Origin of the sequence: Qipengyuania benthica (genome assembly GCF_030717865.1) — a bacterium.
Classification (GTDB): domain Bacteria; phylum Pseudomonadota; class Alphaproteobacteria; order Sphingomonadales; family Sphingomonadaceae; genus Qipengyuania; species Qipengyuania benthica.
The window spans coordinates 174894-194810 of record NZ_JAVAIL010000002.1; the positions used below are offsets into that span (position 1 = coordinate 174894).

20 protein-coding genes are annotated in these 19917 nt (G+C 64.9%); 9 read left to right on the forward strand and 11 right to left on the reverse strand.

Features of this window, described 5'->3' with window-relative positions:
• Positions 1-7: 7 nt before the first annotated feature.
• Entirely contained in the window at positions 8-646 is a 639-nt protein-coding gene (locus Q9K01_RS06140) for a carbonic anhydrase (protein ID WP_305929337.1), read from the reverse strand.
• A 62-nt stretch (positions 647-708) separates the two neighbouring features.
• Between Q9K01_RS06140 and lipA the strand changes: the two genes are divergently transcribed.
• The gene (lipA, locus tag Q9K01_RS06145; RefSeq protein WP_305929338.1) at positions 709-1662 is read left to right on the forward strand and encodes a lipoyl synthase; all 954 of its coding nucleotides are present in this window, start codon (positions 709-711) and stop codon (positions 1660-1662) included.
• Positions 1662-2117: a type II toxin-antitoxin system RatA family toxin gene (locus Q9K01_RS06150; protein ID WP_305929339.1), complete on the forward strand. Its 456-nt coding sequence runs from the start codon at positions 1662-1664 to the stop codon at positions 2115-2117. Before lipA ends, Q9K01_RS06150 begins: the two co-directional genes overlap by 1 nt.
• Here Q9K01_RS06150 and Q9K01_RS06155 read toward each other — a convergent pair.
• Both Q9K01_RS06155 and Q9K01_RS06160 read right to left on the reverse strand, forming a co-directional pair.
• Complete coding sequence (locus Q9K01_RS06155) at positions 2114-2614, reverse strand: CinA family protein (RefSeq protein WP_305929340.1); 501 nt, start codon at positions 2612-2614, stop codon at positions 2114-2116. The two genes, Q9K01_RS06150 and Q9K01_RS06155, sit on opposite strands and share 4 nt — an antisense overlap.
• 37 nt (positions 2615-2651) lie before the next feature.
• A complete protein-coding gene (locus Q9K01_RS06160) occupies positions 2652-3800 on the reverse strand; it encodes a bifunctional 2-C-methyl-D-erythritol 4-phosphate cytidylyltransferase/2-C-methyl-D-erythritol 2,4-cyclodiphosphate synthase (protein ID WP_305929341.1) in 1149 nt (382 codons plus the stop codon).
• 78 nt (positions 3801-3878) lie between these two features.
• Here Q9K01_RS06160 and dusB point away from each other — a divergent pair, with 78 nt between their 5' ends.
• The 7 genes from dusB to hflX all read left to right on the forward strand — a co-directional run bounded on the left by dusB (position 3879) and on the right by hflX (position 13120).
• Positions 3879-4898, forward strand: a complete 1020-nt coding sequence (gene dusB / locus Q9K01_RS06165; protein WP_305929342.1) for a tRNA dihydrouridine synthase DusB — start codon at positions 3879-3881, stop codon at positions 4896-4898.
• Positions 4895-5968, forward strand: coding sequence for a two-component system sensor histidine kinase NtrB (locus Q9K01_RS06170; RefSeq protein WP_305929343.1), 1074 nt, complete (start codon positions 4895-4897; stop codon positions 5966-5968). Before dusB ends, Q9K01_RS06170 begins: the two co-directional genes overlap by 4 nt.
• Positions 5965-7374 carry a sigma 54-interacting transcriptional regulator gene (locus Q9K01_RS06175; protein WP_305929344.1) on the forward strand — a complete coding sequence of 470 codons (1410 nt, stop codon included), beginning with the start codon at positions 5965-5967 and terminating at the stop codon, positions 7372-7374. The genes Q9K01_RS06170 and Q9K01_RS06175 overlap by 4 nt, the downstream gene beginning before the upstream one ends.
• Before the next feature lie 61 nt (positions 7375-7435).
• Positions 7436-9679 (forward strand): sensor histidine kinase, encoded by a 2244-nt coding sequence (locus Q9K01_RS06180; protein ID WP_305929345.1) that lies wholly within the window; start codon positions 7436-7438, stop codon positions 9677-9679.
• An 11-nt stretch (positions 9680-9690) separates the two neighbouring features.
• The gene (ntrX, locus tag Q9K01_RS06185; protein WP_305929346.1) at positions 9691-11076 is read left to right on the forward strand and encodes a nitrogen assimilation response regulator NtrX; all 1386 of its coding nucleotides are present in this window, start codon (positions 9691-9693) and stop codon (positions 11074-11076) included.
• A gap of 170 nt (positions 11077-11246) precedes the next feature.
• Positions 11247-11804: an RNA chaperone Hfq gene (gene hfq / locus Q9K01_RS06190; protein ID WP_305929347.1), complete on the forward strand. Its 558-nt coding sequence runs from the start codon at positions 11247-11249 to the stop codon at positions 11802-11804.
• A 17-nt stretch (positions 11805-11821) separates the two neighbouring features.
• Positions 11822-13120: a GTPase HflX gene (gene hflX, locus Q9K01_RS06195; protein ID WP_305929886.1), complete on the forward strand. Its 1299-nt coding sequence runs from the start codon at positions 11822-11824 to the stop codon at positions 13118-13120.
• Here the strand turns inward: hflX and mazG are convergent.
• From mazG to Q9K01_RS06235, 8 genes are read right to left on the reverse strand one after another with little or no spacing between them, the layout of a single operon-like run.
• On the reverse strand, positions 13117-13887 hold the full coding sequence (gene mazG / locus Q9K01_RS06200; protein ID WP_305929348.1) for a nucleoside triphosphate pyrophosphohydrolase: 771 nt from the start codon (positions 13885-13887) through the stop codon (positions 13117-13119). The two genes, hflX and mazG, sit on opposite strands and share 4 nt — an antisense overlap.
• Positions 13888-13941: 54 nt before the next feature.
• Positions 13942-14112: a hypothetical protein gene (locus Q9K01_RS06205; protein WP_305929349.1), complete on the reverse strand. Its 171-nt coding sequence runs from the start codon at positions 14110-14112 to the stop codon at positions 13942-13944.
• Positions 14109-14876, reverse strand: coding sequence for an MBL fold metallo-hydrolase (locus Q9K01_RS06210; RefSeq protein ID WP_305929350.1), 768 nt, complete (start codon positions 14874-14876; stop codon positions 14109-14111). Before Q9K01_RS06210 ends, Q9K01_RS06205 begins: the two co-directional genes overlap by 4 nt.
• Positions 14873-15664 carry a TatD family hydrolase gene (locus Q9K01_RS06215; RefSeq protein ID WP_305929887.1) on the reverse strand — a complete coding sequence of 264 codons (792 nt, stop codon included), beginning with the start codon at positions 15662-15664 and terminating at the stop codon, positions 14873-14875. The genes Q9K01_RS06210 and Q9K01_RS06215 overlap by 4 nt, the downstream gene beginning before the upstream one ends.
• Entirely contained in the window at positions 15664-17220 is a 1557-nt protein-coding gene (metG, locus tag Q9K01_RS06220; RefSeq protein ID WP_305929351.1) for a methionine--tRNA ligase, read from the reverse strand. Before metG ends, Q9K01_RS06215 begins: the two co-directional genes overlap by 1 nt.
• Positions 17213-18160: a DNA polymerase III subunit delta' gene (locus Q9K01_RS06225; RefSeq protein WP_305929352.1), complete on the reverse strand. Its 948-nt coding sequence runs from the start codon at positions 18158-18160 to the stop codon at positions 17213-17215. Before Q9K01_RS06225 ends, metG begins: the two co-directional genes overlap by 8 nt.
• Positions 18157-18801, reverse strand: a complete 645-nt coding sequence (gene tmk / locus Q9K01_RS06230) for a dTMP kinase (protein WP_305929353.1) — start codon at positions 18799-18801, stop codon at positions 18157-18159. Before tmk ends, Q9K01_RS06225 begins: the two co-directional genes overlap by 4 nt.
• A complete protein-coding gene (locus tag Q9K01_RS06235; protein ID WP_305929354.1) occupies positions 18798-19916 on the reverse strand; it encodes a D-alanyl-D-alanine carboxypeptidase family protein in 1119 nt (372 codons plus the stop codon). The genes tmk and Q9K01_RS06235 overlap by 4 nt, the downstream gene beginning before the upstream one ends.
• Position 19917 lies beyond the last annotated feature (1 nt).

The following is a 19917-nucleotide window of genomic DNA, read 5'->3' on the forward strand; positions in this document are numbered from 1 at the left end:
GTGCAAGTCAGCCGGCGGGAGAAAACTCGCCACTCTCTTCGTCGAGCAGGTGGAGCACGCCGTCGGAGATGGCGAAGAAGGCGCCGTGCAGCGCCAGCGAGCCGCCGGCTTCCTTTTCCCGAACGCAGGGAAAGGTGCGCAGGTTCTCGAGACTCTTCTTCACTGCGGCCAGTTCCATCGCGCGCTCGGCTGCGCGTCCGGTGGTCCCGAATTCGCGGGCGATCGGTTCGCGGACTTCGTCCAGCATGGCTATCCATTGCGCCACGAAGCCGCCCTGGCCAAGGGGGTTGCCGTGCATGCTCTGCGTCAGCGCCGCCTGGCACCCGCCGCACAGTCCATGGCCCAACACCACGACGTGCTGAACCTCGAGAAACTGGACCGCGAACTCGAGCGCGGCCGAAACGCCGTGCTGACCCGGGCTTGTTTCGTAGGGCGGAACCATCGCCGCGACGTTGCGGACGACGAAAATCTCACCCGGATCGACATCGAAGATCTGCGCCGGATCGACGCGGCTGTCGGAACAGGCGATGACCATCACCTTGGGCGACTGGCCTTCGCGCAATTGCTCCCAGCGAGCGTGTTGCGTCTGCCAGGCCCCGCTCCGGAAGCGCTGGTAGCCTTCGATCATTTGGTCGTAGCTCTTCATGGGCGAAGCTCCTGCCGTGCGGCATTGCCTATGGCAAGCGCGATCCCTAGATGGACCGCGACATGAACGATCTTTCCACCGCCCCCAAGCCCGAAGGCGATCGCCCGGCCCGGCAACGCAAGCCCGACTGGATCCGCGTCAAAGCCCCGACCGGAAAGGGCTATCACGAGACCCGCCAGCTGATGCGCGGTCTCGATCTTACCACGGTCTGCGAGGAAGCCGCCTGTCCCAATATCGGCGAATGCTGGGAAAAGAAACACGCCACGATGATGATCCTGGGCGATGTCTGCACCCGCGCCTGCGCTTTCTGCAACGTCAAGACCGGGATGCCGCGGATCGTCGATCCACTCGAGCCCGAGAATGTCGCGACCGCCGCGGCAACGATGGGGCTGGAGCATATCGTCATCACCAGCGTCGATCGCGACGATCTCCCCGACGGCGGGGCGGGGCACTTCGTCAAGGTGATCCAGGCGATCCGGCGGGCCACGCCCGACACCACGATCGAGATCCTGACCCCCGATTTTCGCGGCAAGATGCGCGCTGCGGTGGAAGCGATCTGCGAGGCCGGGCCCGACGTCTACAACCACAATCTCGAGACCGTCCCGCGGCTCTATCCGACCATTCGCCCCGGCGCGCGCTATTATGCCTCGCTGCGGCTGCTGGAAGAGGTGAAGAGCCACGATCCGCTGATCTTCACCAAATCGGGGATCATGCTGGGACTGGGCGAGCAGCGGCTGGAGGTCCATCAGGTGATGGACGACATGCGCAGCGCCGATGTCGACTTCATGACCATGGGGCAATATCTCCAGCCGACCCCCAAGCACGCCAATGTCGAGGAATTCGTCACCCCCAAGGCCTTCACCGCCTTCGGTTCGATCGCCCGCGCCAAGGGCTTCCTGCAGGTCGCCTCGAGCCCGCTCACCCGTTCCAGCTATCACGCCGGCGACGATTTCGCCGAGATGAGGGCCTCGCGCGAAGCCAAATTGGCCAAGGAGCGCGCGAGGGCAGGCGCCTGATGCCCGGGATTCGCGAAACGCGCCGGCTTCCCTACAGCTGCGAGCAGATGTTCGATCTGGTCGCGGACGTAGCGCGCTATGACGAGTTTCTGCCTTGGGTCGTGGCGACGAGAGTCAGGTCCGACAGCGACACCCAGATGGTTGCCGACATGCTGGTCGGCTTCAAGGCCATCCGCGAGAAGTTCACCTCGCGGGTCGACAAGGCCCGCCCCGAGCGGCTCGAGGTCCACTACCTCGATGGGCCCTTGCGAGATCTCGACAACAGCTGGACCTTCCGCCCGACCCAGGAGGGTGGCTGCGAAATCGATTTCAGCGTCGATTTCACCTTTCGCAACGCCGTCTTCGAAGCGATCGCGGGCCAGTATTTCGACCGCGCGTTTCGCAAGATGGTCGAAGCCTTCGAGCGGCGCGCCGACGATCTCTATGGTCGAGAGGCGGCACCCGGCAACGCCTAGGGCAGAAGCAACTCCAGAGCGCAAATCGTGGCCTCGTGGCGGATCGCCGCTCGACCGGGACCTTCGAACTGCCTGAGTTCGCCTTCGGGATCCTGCTGCAAATCGCGCGTAACGCGGGCGAACACGACGGTGCCCACCGGCTTGTGCGGCGATCCGCCCCCGGGGCCGGCGACGCCGCTGATCGCCACTGCGACATCGGCGGTGCTGCGTTCGAGCGCGCCCTTGGCCATCGCCCAGACGCAGGCGACCGAGACCGCGCCGAAGGTCTCTATGAGATCGCTCGGGACCCCGAGCATCTCCATCTTGGCTTCGTTCGAATAGGTCACGAAACCGCGCTCGAGCACCGCGGAGGAGCCGGGGATCTCGGTCAGCGCCGCCGCCACCAGCCCGCCGGTGCAGCTTTCCGCGAGTACGAGCTTGCGCCCCGCGGAGGCGTTTTCGTCGACCACGCGCTGGGCGAGACGGACGATCGGCTCGGGGAGCAGTCCTTCAGTCACTTCGAAACCGGTGTTCGTTGCATGCGGGCGAGCCTCGTCATTCGCGGATCAGGCTGGCGATGGCTTGCGCGGCGATACCTTCTCCGCGTCCGGCAAATCCCAGCCTCTCGGTGGTGGTGGCCTTCACCGATACACGAGCGATGTCAACGCCGAGCAGTTCGGCGATCCGCGCCCGCATGGCACTGCGGTGCGGTCCGATCTTGGGCGCTTCGCAGATCAGCGTGAGATCGACATTGCCGATGCCATAGCCCGCCTCCCGGGCCAGACCGACTGCGTGGCTCAAAAAGCGGTCGCTGCTGGCGCCCTTCCATTGCGGGTCGGAAGGCGGGAAATGGCTGCCGATATCGCCTTCCCCGATCGCCCCGAGGATGGCATCGACGAGCGCGTGCAGGCCGACATCGGCATCGCTGTGCCCGGCGAGCCCCTTGTCGTGCTCGATCCGGATGCCGCCGAGCCAGAGCTCCTCTCCTGCGGCGAGGCGGTGAACGTCGTAGCCCATACCGGTTCGGATCGAGGGCAGGGCAGTCATGAAATCCTCCGCATAGGTGAGCTTGGCCAACCTCTCGTCGCCCGCCACCAGCGCGATCTCGCCGCCGGCGGCGCGCAGAACCTGGGCATCGTCTCCTGCGGAACTGCCGGCGCCCGCCAGGCGGTGAGCGGCGAGTATGTCGGCGAAGCGGAAGGCTTGCGGCGTCTGTACTCGCCGCAAGCTATCACGATCTGCGGTTCCCGCCATCACGCCGCGCTCATCGAGCGCGAGACTGTCGACAACCGGCAGAACCGGTATCGCGCCCGCATGATCGCCAAGCGCGGACAGCAGTCTGGCGACGACCGCCGATGCCAGATCGGGACGCGCAGCATCGTGGATAAGGACATGTTCGCAAGGAGTTGCGGAGAGATGCTCGAGCGCATTGGCAACCGAATTTTGCCGGGTTCGCCCGCCGGTGACCAGGTCGAATCCGGTCAACCCGGCCAGAGCATCCTGCGCAAGGGATTCGGCACCCGACGGAATGGCCACCACCACCCGCGTCGCGCCCGCAGCAAGCAATGCCTCGACAGAATGCCGAACGACGGGCTTCCCGCGCCAAAGTGCGAATTGCTTGGGTACCGGCTGCCCTGCGCGAAGACCTTGGCCGGCTGCCACCACGATGGCTGCAAAGGGGGGGAGGGAGGCTGGCTCTGACATGGAGAGCATCGGCTAGCCGCTTGCCGAAATTGCCGCAATGCACTATGTCTGCCCAAGAATTAGGCAGATATCCCCTTCATGAGCGCGCATCCCCTCCCTCCGGTCCCGCCGAAGCCGATCCAGATCGGCTCCGTGACCATCGACACGCCGGTCGTGCTGGCGCCGATGACCGGCGTCACCGACCTGCCGTTCCGCAAGCTCGTCCGCCGCTACGGCTCGGGGCTCAACGTCACCGAGATGATCGCCAGCCAGGCCGCGATCCGCGAAACAAGGCAGAGCATCCAGAAAGCCGCCTGGGATCCGATCGAGGAGCCGGTCTCGATGCAACTGGTCGGCTGCGATCCGGAATCGATGGGCGAGGCGGCGCGGCTCAATGCCGATCGCGGCGCGGATATCATCGACATCAATTTCGGCTGTCCGGTGCGCAAGGTGGTCAACGGTCTCGCTGGTTCCGCACTGATGCGCGAGGTCCCGCTGGCGACGCGGCTGATGGAAGCGACCGTCAAGGCGGTCGATGTCCCGGTCACCGTCAAGATGCGGATGGGCTGGGACCACGACAGCCTCAATGCCCCCGAGCTCGCGCGGATCGCCGAGGACGTCGGGGTCAAGATGATCACTGTCCACGGCCGCACGCGCAACCAGATGTACAAGGGCAGCGCCGACTGGTCCTTCATCCGCAAGGTCAAGGAAGCGGTTTCCATTCCGGTCATCGTCAATGGCGACATCTGCTCGATCGCCGATTCCGCCGCGGCGCTCGAGCAGTCGGGCGCGGACGGGCTGATGATCGGGCGCGGCGCCTATGGCCGCCCCTGGCTGCTGGCGCAGGTGATGCACTGGTGGAAAACAGGCGAGGTTCTGGCGACGCCCGGCTTCGACGAACAGTATTCTGTGCTGGTCGAACATTACCGCGCGATGCTCGAGCATTACGGCGAGGACGTCGGGGTGAAGTTCGCGCGCAAGCATCTGGGCTGGTACACCAAGGGGATGCACGGCTCGGCCGAGTTCCGCAACCGCGCAAACTTCATCGATGATCCCGTTGAAGTGCTAGCGGAAATCGAGCGATTCTACGAGCCCTTCCTGCAGCGGCGCGCCGCGTGAGCCAAACGGTCGAGGCGCCCGATGCGCGCACGCAGCTCGCCTCGCTCGTCTTTGCCGCCGTCCTGCTCGATCCGGCGGTCACCGTCCGACAGGCCAATCCCGCCGCGGAGGAACTGCTGGGAAGCAGCGCTGTCCGGCTGGTCGGCCGAGCCTTCTTCGACATCGTCGCCATCGACGACCGGCGGGTGGCCGACGCCTTGCGCCATTCGGACAGCAGGATGATCGCGCGCAGCCTCGCGATCGTAGTCGGTCGGCGCGAGCGGAGGGTCAATCTCACCTGCTCGCCTATCGCCGGGGATCCGGGCTGGCGCATCGTGACGCTCTCGGATGCAGGCCAGGAGGACGAGGAGCGCGCAGCCGAAAGGATCGAATTGCGCGCTCCGGCGGTGCTTGCGCATGAGATCAAGAACCCGCTCGCGGCGATCCGCGGCGCAAGCCAATTGCTCACCCGCCGTGCCTCGCAAAAGGACAAGGCGCTGACACAGTTGATCGCGACCGAGGTGGATCGGATCGCGCAGCTGATCGACCGGATGCAGCAGCTCGGCAGCGCCGCCACCCTCGTCGCCGCGCCCTGCAACCTGCACGAGGCGATCCGCAATGCGGCGGGCACGGTCCGGACCTCGCGCGGCGGCGGGGCGGAGACCGTGGAGGAGTTCGATCCCTCGCTGCCGCTGGTGCTCGCCGATCGCGGCGCGCTGGAGCAGATCCTGATCAATCTCATCGCCAATGCATGCGATGCCTGCGGTTCCGTCGCGGATCCGCGGGTCGTGGTACGGACGCGGTTCACCGGGGGCTTGGTGTTCAACGCGATCCGGTTGGGAAAGGCTACTCGCCTGCCGATCGAGGTCAGCGTGATCGACAACGGTCCCGGGATCGATCCTGCGCTTCGCGACCATGTCTTCGAACCCTTTGTCTCGAGCAAGCCGCAGGGGCAGGGCCTCGGTCTCGCGCTGGTCCGCAAGCTGGTCCGCGACATGGGCGGCCGGATCGCGCATGAGCGCGACGAGCGCACCGGTCAGACGCATTTTCGCATCAATCTGCCGATGGTCCAGAAAGGGGAGGGCGAGTGACCCGAAGCGTGTTGCTCGTCGAGGACGACGCCGCCATCGCTGCCGTCATTGCGGAGGCGCTCGGCGAAGAGGGCTATGACGTCGCGCTGTGCAGCCGGATCGACAGACGCGACGAGTTGCTGGCGCAGCGCAGCTTCGACGTCATGCTTACCGACGTCATACTCGAAGATGGCGATGGACTCGCAAGCATCGCAGCGGTCCATGCCGCGGCGCCGGAGATGCCCGTCATTGTGCTGAGCGCCCAAAACACGCTCGATACCGCGGTGCGCGCGAGCGACAGCCAGTCCTTCGAATATTTTCCCAAACCCTTCGACCTGGACGAGCTGACCAAGGCGGTCGGGCAAGCGGCGGCGCGGCAGCCATCGGCGAGCCCGCAGTCGGATGCTACCGACGATATGCCCTTCATCGGCCGCAGCCCGGCCATGCAGGGGGTCTATCGGATGATCACGCGGGTGCTGCGCAACGATCTCACAGTGCTGGTCACCGGCGACTCGGGCACCGGCAAGGAACTGGTCGCCGAAGCCATTCACGAACTCGGCGCACGCAAGACCGGTCCCTTCGTGGCGGTCAACGCCGCGGCCATTCCCCACGATCTGATTGAAAGCGAGCTGTTCGGGCACGAAAAGGGCGCCTTCACCGGCGCGGTGAACCAGGCGATCGGCAAGTTCGAACAGGCCAATGGCGGAACGCTGTTCCTCGACGAGATCGGCGACATGCCGGCCCAGGCGCAGACTCGCTTGCTGCGGGCCCTGCAATCGGGACGCATCCGGCGGGTCGGTGGGCGGCACGACATTGCGGTCGACGTCCGGATCATCGCCGCCACCAACCGCGCGCTCGCGCCAATGATCGCCGAGGGCAGTTTCCGCGAAGATCTCTATTACCGCCTCAACGTGGTCCCGATCCCCATGCCGCCGCTGCGCGAACGTCGCGAGGACATTGCAGCTCTGGCGCGCCACTTCCTGGCTCTGGCCGAACGCGAAGGCCTGCCCCGCCGTGCGATAGCCGAGGACGCCGTGGCAGCTCTGACCGAGCGCGACTGGCCGGGCAATGTTCGCGAATTGCGCAACGTCGTGTTCCGGCTGGCGCTGATCGCCCGCAACGAGACGATCGATCGCGCGACCGTCGACGAGAACCTGCCGCCGCTCGAAGCGGCAAGCGATCCCGGTACGGAGAGCGGCCTGGCGAGCGCGCTGGCAGCCTGGCTGGAGGGGCGGGAGGTCCCTTCCGGAACTCTCTATCACGCCGCGCTGGCGGAGTTCGAGAAGCCGCTGCTCGAACATGCGCTGCGCGAAACCGAAGGGAACCAGGTTCGTGCCGCGCAGCTTTTGGGGATCAATCGCAACACCTTGCGAAAGAAGATCTCCGATCTCGCGATCGAGCCCGATCGCTACGCCCGTCGCCGCTGAGGCGCGGGCTGCCGATAAATAGCTTGCACATTGGCCACAGTGTCGTTGTAACGCGGCAACGATGGCCAGCCAGGCGCACCCACCTCTGCGACAGACTCCACGCTGGTTGCGCCGCTTCGTGGTGACATCGCGCCGTGCCAACCTGTTTGCCTGGCTCGAGATGGCCTCGGCGCTGGCGGTGGTGGCGATGGTCGTGAGCGGCTATCTGGTGTTCGCCAATGCACCGCCGGATGGCCAATTGCTGCCATCGCAACAGATTGCAGGCCTGCTGATCGGGACGCTGGTACCGGCGATGGCGCTGCTCGTCTTGCTCGGTCGCCGGTTGGCGTTGCGGCGCGCGGCCGGCAGCACGGCGCGGCTGCATGTCCGGCTGGTTTTCTTCTTCTCGCTGATCGCCGCGGTGCCGACGCTTCTGGTTGCGGGCTTTGCGGCCTTCCTGTTCCAGTCGGGAGTGGATTTCTGGTTTTCGGACAGCTCGCGCGGGCTGATGGAGAACACCAACAGGCTGGCGCAGAACTATTACGAAGAGAACCAGCTCGATCTGTCGCAAGAAACCGTGTCGATGGCGATGGACATGCGCAGCATCCTGGGCCGCGTCGCCGTCACGGATCCGAACTTCGCGCTGCTCTACGAATATCAGGCGGATCCGCGCGACGTGAACGAGAGCGCCATTCTCCAGGCCATGCCCGATGGCAGCATGCGCACGGCCGTCGTCTATGGGCTGAGCGAGGGAAGCGATCCGGTGACCTTTGCGGAAAGCGGCGCCGAGCCGCTCAAGGCCGGAGAGCCGGTGGTCGTGCAAGGGTCGGAAGAGCGGATCGAAGCTCTCGCGCCGATCGATCGCGAAGCGGGGATCTATCTCTACAACGCTCGCAATTCGGAAGGCGACAGCTTCAGGAGCTGGGAGAGTGCGCGCTCGATCACCGAGGCCTATGACGATCTCACCCAGCGCGCCCGCGCCTTGCAATTGCGCTTCAATCTGGCGCTGTTTTTCGTCAGCCTCGGTCTGGTCGGTCTGGCGGTCTGGTTCGCGCTTCGGCTCGCGGACCGGCAGGTCGAACCGCTCACCGACCTCGTGGCCGCCGCACGCGAAGTGGGAGCCGGCAATTTCGCGCTGCGCGTCGAGGGCCGCACCAGGGGCGACGAGATCGGTCTGCTCAATCGCGCCTTCAACCGGATGACGGCGCAGATCGAGCGCCAGACCGATGCGCTGATGACCGCCAATCGCCAGATCGAGGAACGTCGCGGCTTTATCGAGGCGGTGCTCGAATCCGTCAGCGCCGGCGTCGTGTCGATCGACAGCAATTGCCGCATCCTGCTGATGAACGGGCCGGCCCAGGCGTTGCTGGGGGACGCCGATCGCAATGCGGATGGCCAGGAGCGAAATCTTCGAAAGGTGGCACCGCAGATCGCCGCGATGGTAGAGGCGGGGCTGGAAAAAGGGATCGTCAGCTATTCCAAAGGCGCCGACCTGCTGACGCTGGCGGTGAAGATCGGGCGTGAGCGCGACGGTCACGTGATCACCTTCGAGGATATCACCCGTCAGCTGCTCGATCAGCGGCAAGCCGCCTGGTCCGACGTCGCCCGCCGCATCGCGCATGAGATCAAGAATCCGCTTACGCCGATCCAGCTGGCGACCGAACGGCTCAAGCGGCGCTATCGCAAGCAGATCCTGCAGGATGGCGAATTGTTCGACGATCTGACCAATACCATCGTCCGCCAGGTGGGCGACCTGCGCAAGATGGTCGACGAGTTCTCGTCCTTCGCCCGGCTGCCCAAGCCCGTGTTCCGCTCCGAGGATGCGCTCGACCTCGTGCGGCAGTCGCTGTTTCTGCAGGAAGTCGGGCATCCCGATATCGATTACAATCTGACCGGCGATACCGACGGACCGATCACCATCCAGTGCGATCGCCATCAATTCGGTCAGGCCCTGATCAACGTGCTCAAGAATGCCGGCGAGGCTGTCGAGGCGCAGGCTGCGCAAGCGCCCGTCGATTTCCGCGGCAAGATAGCGGTGGTCCTCGAGAGCGACGAATCCGCGCTCACCGTTACAGTCGAGGACAATGGCGTCGGCCTGCCGCAAGACCGCGAACGGATACTCGAACCCTATGTCACCACGCGCGACAAGGGCACCGGGCTGGGGCTGGCGATCGTCAACAAGATCGTCGAGGAGCACGGCGGCGAAATGGGTTTCTCGGCCCGCGAGGGCGGGGGCACCTGCGTAAGGATGCGCTTCGCGCGCGATCCAACCGAGAGGCCGACGGCAAACACATCGCGTCCCAACACCGCACAATCGAACGAATGAGGTAGCTTAGCATGGCTCTGGACATCCTGATCGTGGACGACGAGCGCGACATCCGCGAGCTCGTCGCTGGTGTGTTGAGCGACGAAGGCTATGAATGCCGCACAGCCGGCGACAGCACGTCCGCTCTTGCGGCGATCGACGAGAAGCGGCCCAGCGTGGTGCTGCTCGATGTCTGGCTGCACGGCAGCCCGATGGACGGGCTCGAAGTGCTGGACGAAATCAAGATCCGCGAGCCGCAGCTGCCGGTGATCATCTTCTCAGGCCACGGCAATATCGACACCGCGGTCGCCGCGGTGAGCCGGGGCGCGCTCGACTTCATCGAGAAGCCGTTCGAGGCGGAGCGCCTGCTGCTGCTGGTGGAGCGAGCCACCGAGACGGAGCGGCTGCGACGCGAAAATACGCGGTTGAAGAGCTATCTAGGAACGGACGACGAGTTCACCGGCAATTCGGTCGCGATCACGCAGGTTCGGGCGACACTCAAACGGGTCGCGGGCACCGGCAGCCGGGTGCTGATCTACGGACCGGCGGGAGCGGGCAAGGAGGTCGCCGCACGGCTGCTCCACAGCTGGAGCTCGCGCGCCGATCACGCTTTCGTCACCGTCAATTCGGCGCGGATTACCCCGGAGCGCTTCGAGCACGAATTGTTCGGCGAGGAGCAGGACGGGAAGCTGGTGCGTGCCGGTCTGCTGGAAATGGCCGATGGCGGGACGCTCTATCTCGACGAAGTGGCCGACATGCCGCTCTCCACCCAGGCGCGTATCCTGCGGGTGCTGACCGAGCAGAGCTTCGTCAGGGTGGGCGGATCGCGACAGATCGGGGTGGATGTCCGCGTCGTTTCCTCGACCGCCCGCGACCTGCAGCGCGAGATGGAGGAGCGGCGCTTCCGCGAGGATCTGTTCTACCGTCTCAACGTGGTGCCGGTGGAGGTGCCCTCGCTGTCCGAGAGGCGCGACGACATTCCCGTTCTGGCCGAGCATTTCTTCGCCCGCTACGCCGCCGAACAGGGGCTCTCGCCGCCGCAGGTGACCGAAGAGGCGATGGCGGCGCTGCAGGCCTACGACTGGCCGGGCAACGTCCGCCAGCTGCGCAACGTCGTCGAGCGCACGATCATCCTGACGCCGCGCGACGAGCTCGAGAAGGTCGAGCCGGCGATGCTTTCGGGCGAGGTGACCGAAGGCAAGGTCGGAGGCGGCCAGGCGATGGCGGCAATGATGGGTGTGCCGCTGCGCGAGGCACGCGAGAATTTCGAACGCGAATATCTTGCGGTGCAGATTCGTCGTTTTTCGGGCAATATTTCGAAGACTGCCACCTTCATCGGGATGGAGCGATCGGCGCTGCATCGCAAGCTCAAGATGCTGGGGATGACCGATCGCAAGGGGGGCGAGGGCTCGTCCTGATCGGGCCGGTCGATCGCTGCGGAACGCAGCTTCGACAAAAGCATTTGTCTTTCGGGCGGCAAGGCCCACATTCGCGCAGAATTCACGGGCGGCAAGGTTCGGCTAACGACCGGGCGGACGACCAGATTGCGGACTGCGAGGAGCGGCCGCCAACAACAGGAGGCAGTTTCATGTCCGAGAAGACCCTATCCCCACGCCCGCGCGTGGAAAAACCCGCTGCGGCGGAAACGCCGGCCCGCAGGCCGTCTGCGGGCAAGCCTCAGAACCTTCAGGATGCTTTCCTCAACCTGCTGCGCAAGAACAAGATGCCCGTGACCATGTTTCTGGTCAAAGGGGTCAAACTGCAGGGCATCATCACCTGGTTCGACAATTTCTCGATCCTGTTGCGCCGCGATGGTCAGGCGCAGCTGGTCTACAAGCACGCCATTTCGACGATCATGCCGGGCTCCGCGCTCGATGCGGATCAGTTCGCCAGTCAGGATTCGGGCGCCAAGCAGCGCCTGCTGCAGGACGTGTTCCTCAGCCGGGTGAGCGAGGCCGAAGCGCAGGTGACGATGTTCCTCGTCAACGGGGTCATGCTCCAGGGCCGGATCGCCGCCTATGATCTGTTCTGCATGCTGCTCGAGCGCGAGGGGTACGTGCAGCTCGCCTACAAGCACGCCGTCTCGACGATCCAGCCTGCTACGGCGGTCGATCTGTCCGACGACTGGGAAGGTGAAGAAAACTGAGCTTCGACGACGACCTGCTGGGCGAAGTCTCGCGCGGCGCGCGAGCCCTCGTCATCTGTCCGGATATTCGCGGGCAATCCTACGAACTCGACGCGCAGTCGCGGCTCGAGGAGGCCAAGGGGCTCGCGCTCGCGATCGGGATCGTGATCGCTGAGGCTTTCGTGCTGCCCGTGCGCCAGGTGAAGCCCAATCTGCTGTTCGGCTCGGGGCAGGTCGATAACATCCGCATCCAGTGCGAGCAGGAAGAGGCCGAGCTGGTGGTGGTCGATGGCAGTCTGACCCCGATCCAGCAGCGCAACCTCGAGGACAAGCTGGCGCGCAAGGTCATCGATCGGACCGGGTTGATCCTCGAGATTTTCGGCGAGCGCGCCGCGACCGCCGAAGGACGGCTGCAGGTGGAACTCGCGCATCTGGATTACCAGCAGAGCCGGCTGGTGCGCAGCTGGACCCACCTCGAACGGCAACGCGGCGGCTTCGGCTTTCTCGGCGGTCCGGGCGAAACGCAGATCGAGGCCGACCGCCGGATGATCCGCCAGCGGATGTCGCAGCTGCGCAAGGAACTCGAGCAGGTCCGCAAGACGAGGGCGTTACACCGGGCGAGGCGGGGCAGGGCACCATGGCCGGTGATCGCGCTGGTGGGCTACACCAATGCGGGAAAATCGACGTTGTTCAACGGCTTGACCGGTTCCGACGTCATGGCGGAGGACCTCCTTTTCGCCACCCTCGACCCGACGATGCGGGCGATCGAATTGCCGGGGGTCGAGAAGGCTATCCTGTCCGACACAGTCGGCTTCATCTCCGATCTGCCGACGCAGCTGGTCGCGGCGTTCCGGGCGACGCTGGAAGAAGTCACCGGCGCCGATGTGATCGTCCATGTCCGCGACATGGCCAATCCCGACGCCGCCGCGCAGAAGCAGCAGGTTCTGCAGATTCTCACCGATCTCGAAGTCATCGATGCCGAAAGCGGGGTGAGCGAAATCCCCATTCTCGAAGCCTGGAACAAGATCGATGCGCTCGCCGAGGAGCGACGTGCGGAACTCGTCGAGATCGCGTCGCATGACGACAAGACCGTGCCGATCTCGGCCATGACCGGGGAAGGGGTCGAGCATCTGCTCCAGCGGATCGACGCATTGCTGACGCAGGATTCTCGCACCTATGCGATCGAACTGGCCGCAGGAGACGGCATGCGCAGCGCTTGGCTACACCAGCATGGCCAAGTCATAGAAGAGCAGAGCATCGATCGCGACGAGGGGCCGGTACGGCAGCTCTCGGTCCGCCTCACCCCGAAGGAGTTCGGTCGCTTTTCAGCGCTTTAAGGGCGGCTGTTCTCGTCGCGCTTGACTGCTTGCCAGAGCTCTTCCTGCTGGTCCAGCGTCAGGTCCGGGAAGGTGCCCTGCGAAAGGGTTTCCATCGCCCGAAATCGTCGTTCGAATTTCACGTTGGCCGCTCGCAACGCCGCTTCGGCGTCGATACCGTAGGCGCGCACCAGATTGACTGCGGCAAACAGCAGATCCCCGGCTTCTTCCTCCCTGGAGTCCGAGGAAGCCTCTTCAAGTTCTTCTATTTCCTCGATTATTTTGGCTTTCGGTCCTTCTCTATCGGGCCAGTCGAACCCGACGCGCGCGGCGCGTTTCTGAAGCTTCTGCGCGCGCATCAGTCCCGGCAGGGCCCCGGCGACGCCATCCATAGCGCTGGTGGCGCCCGCAGCCTCGCGTTCGGCTTGCTTGAGGTTCTCCCACCGCATCTCGCCCATGCTGCCGGTCTGGTCGCCGAAGATGTGCGGATGGCGCGATTCCATCTTGTCGGCGATCGAGCGCGCCACATCGGCGAAGGCGAAATGTCCTGCTTCTTCCGCGATCCGCGCATGGAACACGACCTGGAGCAAGAGGTCGCCGAGTTCGCCGCGCAAATCGGCCATGTCCGCACGTTCGATCGCATCCGCGACCTCATAGGCTTCTTCGATCGTATAAGGGGCGATCGAGGCGAAATCCTGCGCCAGATCCCATTCGCAACCGTGTTCGGGGTCGCGCAAGCGGGTCATGATGGCGAGGAGGCGGGTGAGTTGAACGGTCGGGTCGGCCATATTGGAATGATAATATATATTATGTTAAATGTCGGGTGAGGTTGTGGCGGGCTTTCACCCTTCGACCAGGCTGATGAACAGTACGACGATCGCGAAGATCGCCGCCCACGCCAAGGCCATCACGATGCCCTTTTTCAGCGAAAAGCGATGCGCGGACAGCGCGCTCACCGCCAGCACCAGAAAACCCACCAGCGAGATGATCGAGACGACCTCGAATTCGCTCATACGGCAAGCTCCAGGCCATCGTATCCGACGATTACGCGCTTGGGCACTTCGTCCGCCAGCGCGCGGTAATCCATGCTCTTGTCGAGATGCGTGAGTACAGTGCGTTTCGCCTTGGTGCGCGAGGCCAGTTCGAGCGCCAGCCCTAGGCTGGCATGCGTGGGATGCGGTTGGCGGCGCAGGCAATCGCTAACCAGCAGATCGGCGCCGGCGAAACAGGACTGCATCTGCGGCGTGATCTCGCTGTAATCCGTGGCATAGACCAGCGAGACGCCATCGGCCTCGAGCCGAAAGCCGGTGCTGTGGGTCGGCCCGTGCGGCATCTCGACCCAGTCGAGCGAGAAGCCTGCGACCAGTCGCTGATCGCGCAGATCGGACAATTCGATCAGCGTGGGATAGCCATGCTGACCTTCGAACACATAGTCGAACCGCTTGCGCAGGCTCTTCGCCGTCTTCGGCTCGGCATAGCCTGGTAGCGCATTGCTGCGACCGTAGCGCATCACGCGCAGATCATCGATGCCGTGGCAGTGATCGGCGTGGTCGTGCGTCCACAGCACTGCATCGACCTTCTCGATCTCGTTCGCGAGCAATTGCTGGCGCAGATCGGTCGAGGTGTCGATCAGGATCCGCTGCCCGGCATCGTTCTCGACCATGATCGAGACGCGGGTGCGGCGGTTACGCGGTTCCGCGGGGTCGCATTCGCCCCAGTCGTTGCCGATCCGCGGCACCCCGGTCGAGGTCCCCGAGCCGAGCATCAGCAGCTTCATGCCGCTGCCTCTGCGCGTGGCGCCTTGGTAAACAGCGAATGGAAATTGCGAGTGGTCGTCACGGCGAGCTGTTCAAGGCTTTCACCGCGAAGTTCGGCAAGGAAAGCTGCGGTATCGCGGACGAAGCCCGGCTCGCACGGCCGACCGCGATGCGGCACTGGCGCGAGAAAGGGGCTGTCGGTTTCGACCAGCAATCGGTCCGCAGGAACGTCTCTGGCCACCGCCTGCAAATCCTTGGCGTTCTTGAAGGTGACGATGCCCGAGATCGAGATCGACAGCCCCAGCGCCAACACCGCCTCCCCGAACTCTGCGGAAGCCGTGAAACAATGGATCAGCGCGGGGAAGGCCCCCTTCCCCAATTCGTCCTCGAGGATGGCAAGCGTGTCGTCCTCGGCGTCGCGGGTATGGATGATCACCGGCAGCTGCACATCGCGCGCCACCGCGATGTGCAGGCGGAACAGGCGCTGCTGCGCTGCGCGATCGGAATGTTCGTAATAATAGTCGAGCCCGGTCTCGCCGATCCCGATCACCCGCGGGTTCTTGGTAGCTTGGCGCAGCTCGTCCTCGGTCAAATTCTGATGATCGTCGGCGTGATGCGGGTGGATGCCGACGCTGGCGAAGACATCGGGCTCGCGTTCCGCGGTGGCCACGACTTGCGCCCATTCGGACTGTTTGGTCGAGATGTTGAGGAAGGTCTGCACGCCGATCGCGCGCGCGCGATCGAGCACCGCCGCCTGGTCCTCGACGAGGCCCTTATACTCCAGATGGCAGTGGCTATCGACCAGCATCATGCGGCCTCGGTGGCGAGTTCGAGCCGCGGGAACATCGGCTCGGGCTTGGCGATCCTGTGATTCGCCGCAACCAGTGCATCGTACCAGCCCGTATCGCCGAGATCCGCATAGTTGCGCGCATCCTGGGGGATACCAAGCATGTCGAGCACGGCACCGGCGCGCGTCGGGATCACCGGCTGGATCGCCAGCGCGAGATCGCGAATGGCGATCACCAGCGTCAGCAGCACCGCTTCCATCCGCTCCGGATCGGTCTTCCTGAGCGCCCAGGGCGCCTGTTCGTCGACATATTGGTTGCAGGCCCAGACCGCCTGCATCCAGGCTTCGATCCCTTGGCTGAAATCCAACGCTTCGAAGCGCTCGGGCAGGCTTTCGCGGCAGGATTTGCGTACCGTCGCGAGCAGCGCTCGGTCGGCATCGGCTTGGGAAAAGGCGCGCAGCGCGCCGTCCAAATTCTTGTGAACCATCGACAAGGCGCGCTGGACCAGATTGCCGAAGCTGTTGGCGAGCTCGGCGTTGCAGCGCGCCACGATCGCCTCGGCCGAATAGCTGCCGTCCTGTCCGAAGGCGACTTCGCGCATCAGAAAATAGCGCAGGTTGTCGACCCCGAAATTCTCTGCCAGCGCGAGCGGATCGGTGACGTTGCCGAGCGACTTGGATTCCTTCTGCCCGCGATTGAGGATGAAGCCGTGGCCGAACACCTTGCGCGGTGGCGGCAGATCGGCGCTCATCAGGAAGGCCGGCCAGTATACCGTGTGAAAGCGGACGATGTCCTTGCCGATCAGGTGGAGGCTGGCGGGCCAGAAGCGGCGCCAGTCCTCGGTGTCCTCGGGATAGCCCAGACCGGTGAGATAATTGGTCAGCGCATCGACCCAGACATACATCACATGTTCGTCGCTGCCCGGCACCTTGACCCCCCAGTCGAAGCTGGTGCGGCTGACCGAGAGATCGCGCAGTCCGCCCTCGACGAAGGCGATCATCTCGTTGCGGCGGCTCTCGGGCTCGAGAAAGCCCGGCGTCCGGAGCAATTCGAGCAACGGCTCCTGATAGTTCGACAACCGGAAGAACCAGCTTTCCTCGACGGTCCATTCGACCGGGGTGCCCTGCGGCGAAAGCTTCTCGCCGTCCTCGGTCTCGCTCAGTTCGCTGGCGTCGTAATAGGCCTCGTCGCGGATCGAGTACCAGCCCTCGTAGCGGTCGAGATAGAGATCGCCCTTGGCCTCCATCGCCCGCCAGATCGCTTGGCTGGCGCGGTGGTGATCGTCCTCCACGGTGCGGATGAAGCGATCGTAGGAAATATCAAGAGCGTCATCCATCGCTCTGAAATATCCCGACATTTCATCCGCCAACTCGCGCGGGCTGCGATCCTGCTCGGCGGCCTTGCGCGCCATCTTGAGACCATGCTCGTCGGTCCCGGTCTGGAACCGGACCTCGCGGCCGCGCAGCCGCTGGAAGCGCGCGATGATATCGGCGGCGATCGCCTCATAGGCGTGGCCGATGTGGGGGCGACCGTTCGGATAGTTGATCGCCGTAGTGATATAGAAAGGCTCAGCCATGGGCGCCTCCGCTAGACTGCGCCGCGCCCGCGAGCAAGGTGCCGATTTCCATCACCAGCAACCCGGTATCGTAATTGTAAGTCGGCATTTCGCCCGAGAGCCGGACGAGCTCGGCATGTGCGGCAATCCGCGCGGGCAACAGGCGGTGGTCGAGATCGGCAAGGCCCTCGTCAAGGATCGAGCGCGCCAGTTCGAGCACCGCGTCGAGCCGCGCGCGATCGGGCCTGGTGCCGATCGCCGACACCAGTTCGCCGCGCAGGGTGAATTCCGGATCGCCCTGCTCTGCGATCAGGTGGAGGATCTGCGCCACCGGACCCAGTCCGAGATCGACGAAGGCGAGCGCGCGTCCGGGCGATCCGGCGGCGGCAGTGACGGCCGCGGCGCGGGTCGCTTCGTTCGCATCGGGTGCATGCTGCACGAGAAGCTCCGCGATTTCGCCATCCTGCAGCGCATGGAAGCGCAGCGTCCGGCAGCGCGAACGGATCGTCGGGAGCAGCTTGGCCGGACGATGGCTGACCAGCAGGAAGAAGGTTCCCACCGGCGGCTCCTCAAGGCTCTTGAGCAACGCGTTGGAGGCGTTGCGCTCCATGTCGTCGGCGGGATCGACGATGATCGCGCGGCGCTCGCCCATCGTCGGTCTTGTGCTGAGCCGCTGCTGCATGGCGCGAACCTGCCCGATGGTGATGTTGCGCTTGACCTCGAAGGGCTTGCCTTCGTCGCGCTTGCGCTCCTCCTTGTCGTCCTTGGGAAGATGCGTGAGGACATGGATGTCGGGATGGTTCTCGACATCGGGCCCCGCTCCCACGAGTGTGCGGGCTGCGGCGAGGGCGAAGTGCATCTTCCCCAGCCCCGACTTACCCGCCAGCAGCCAGGCGTGGTGCATCCGCTCGCCGGCAAGCGCATCGTGCCACGCCGACCATGCCGCATCGTGGCCGATCATGAGCGTGGGTCCGCTTCGAACAGGGGTTCCAACGCGGCGAGAATGCGGCTGTGGACCTGCTCGACCGTTCCTTCGCCATCGATGACGGCAAAGCGCTCGGGTTCGCTCTGTGTGAATTGAAGGAAAGCGGCGTTGACGCTGGCGTGATAGGCGCCGTCGCGCCCGCCGATCGCATCGGAAGCCGTGCCATCGCGCGCCGCCAGCCGCGCGGCGGCGGTCGCGTCGTCCACCGCGATGACCAGCGTGAGATCGGGCAGCAGGCCGCGGCTACCACTCTTATGGAGCGAACGGACCAGTTCGTCGCCCAGCAGACCGGCGCTGCCCTGATAGGCGCGGCTGGAATCGAGGAAGCGGTCGCAGATCACCCAGCGGCCACTGGCCAGCGCCGGATCGATCAGGCGCTCGACATGATCGCTCCGCGCGGCGGCGAACAGCAGCGCCTCGGCGCGCATCCCCCAGCCCTCACCCGGGGGCTCCAGCAGCAGCTTCCGGATCGCTTCGGCTCCTGCGGTTCCACCCGGCTCGCGGGTGAGCACGACTTTCAGACCGCGCCGCTCGAACTCGGCCGCCAGCAGGCGGGACTGGGTGGACTTGCCCGTCCCCTCCCCGCCCTCCAGGGCGATGAACCTCCCTCGGGTCAAGCGAGCCATCCCAGCAAACCGTTGAACACCCGACGCAGCACATTCGCTTCGCCGATCGTCTGCTGCGCGACCAGCGGGACGGAATTCACCTGCTCGCCATCGACGCTGATCAGCAGCCGCGCGACCTGCTCGCCTTGCTCAATGGGGGCGCGCAAGGGGCCCTCGTAGCGCACGGCGAGATCGATTCTCGCCTGCCGATCGCGCGGGATCGACAGCCGCACGGGAGCCTGTGCCGCCAACGGCACCCTCCCCGCGCTGCCATCCTGAACGCGCGCCTGGGCGATCGGCTCGCCCTTCTCGAACAGCGGGATGCTGTCGAAATTGGCGAAGCCCCATTCGATTAGGTCGCGCGACGCGGAATTGCGCGCGCGGCCGCTTGGGCTTGCGGCAACCACCATCATCAGCCGCCGACCGTTGCGCTCGGCGCTGCCGAGGAAGCCGTAGCCGGCCTGATTGGTGAAACCGGTCTTGATGCCGTCCGCGCCCTCGACGCTGCCGGTGATAGGATCGTGGTTGCGCTGGGTGATACCGTTGTATTCCAGCCCTTCCGCGCCGAAGAAGTGGCGGTATTTGCTCGGATGCCGACGAACCATCGCACTCCCCAGCGTCACCAGGTCGCGGGCGGTGGTGAAGGTCTGGCCCTCGTCCATCCAGCCGTTCGGCGTGTTGAAGTGACTGTCGAGCATGCCGTATTTGGCAGCGGTCGCGTTCATGCCTGCGAGCCATTGCGCGACCGAGCCCGCAGCGCCTTCCGCGAGAACCACCGAGGCGTCGTTACCCGATACCGTCGTGATGCCGTGGAGCAATTCGTCGACCCTCACCCGCGCATCGTGAGGCAGATACATGGTCGAGCCGACCCCGCTCCAGCGTCTGAAGGTCTCGGGCCGGACGGTCATCACCTGCTCGGGAAAAAGGCTGCGGCTCTCGATCATTTCGAAGGCCACCATCGCGGTCATCACCTTGGTGATGGAGGCCGGTACGAAACGCCGGTCGCTCTCGCGCTCGAACAGCGTCTGACCGCTCGAAAGATCGACGAGCAGCGCGATCGGCGCGTCTTCAGGGCTCGGGGGGCGCGGGATATCCCCCTGCGACATCGGGCTTGCAGCGCCCAGCATT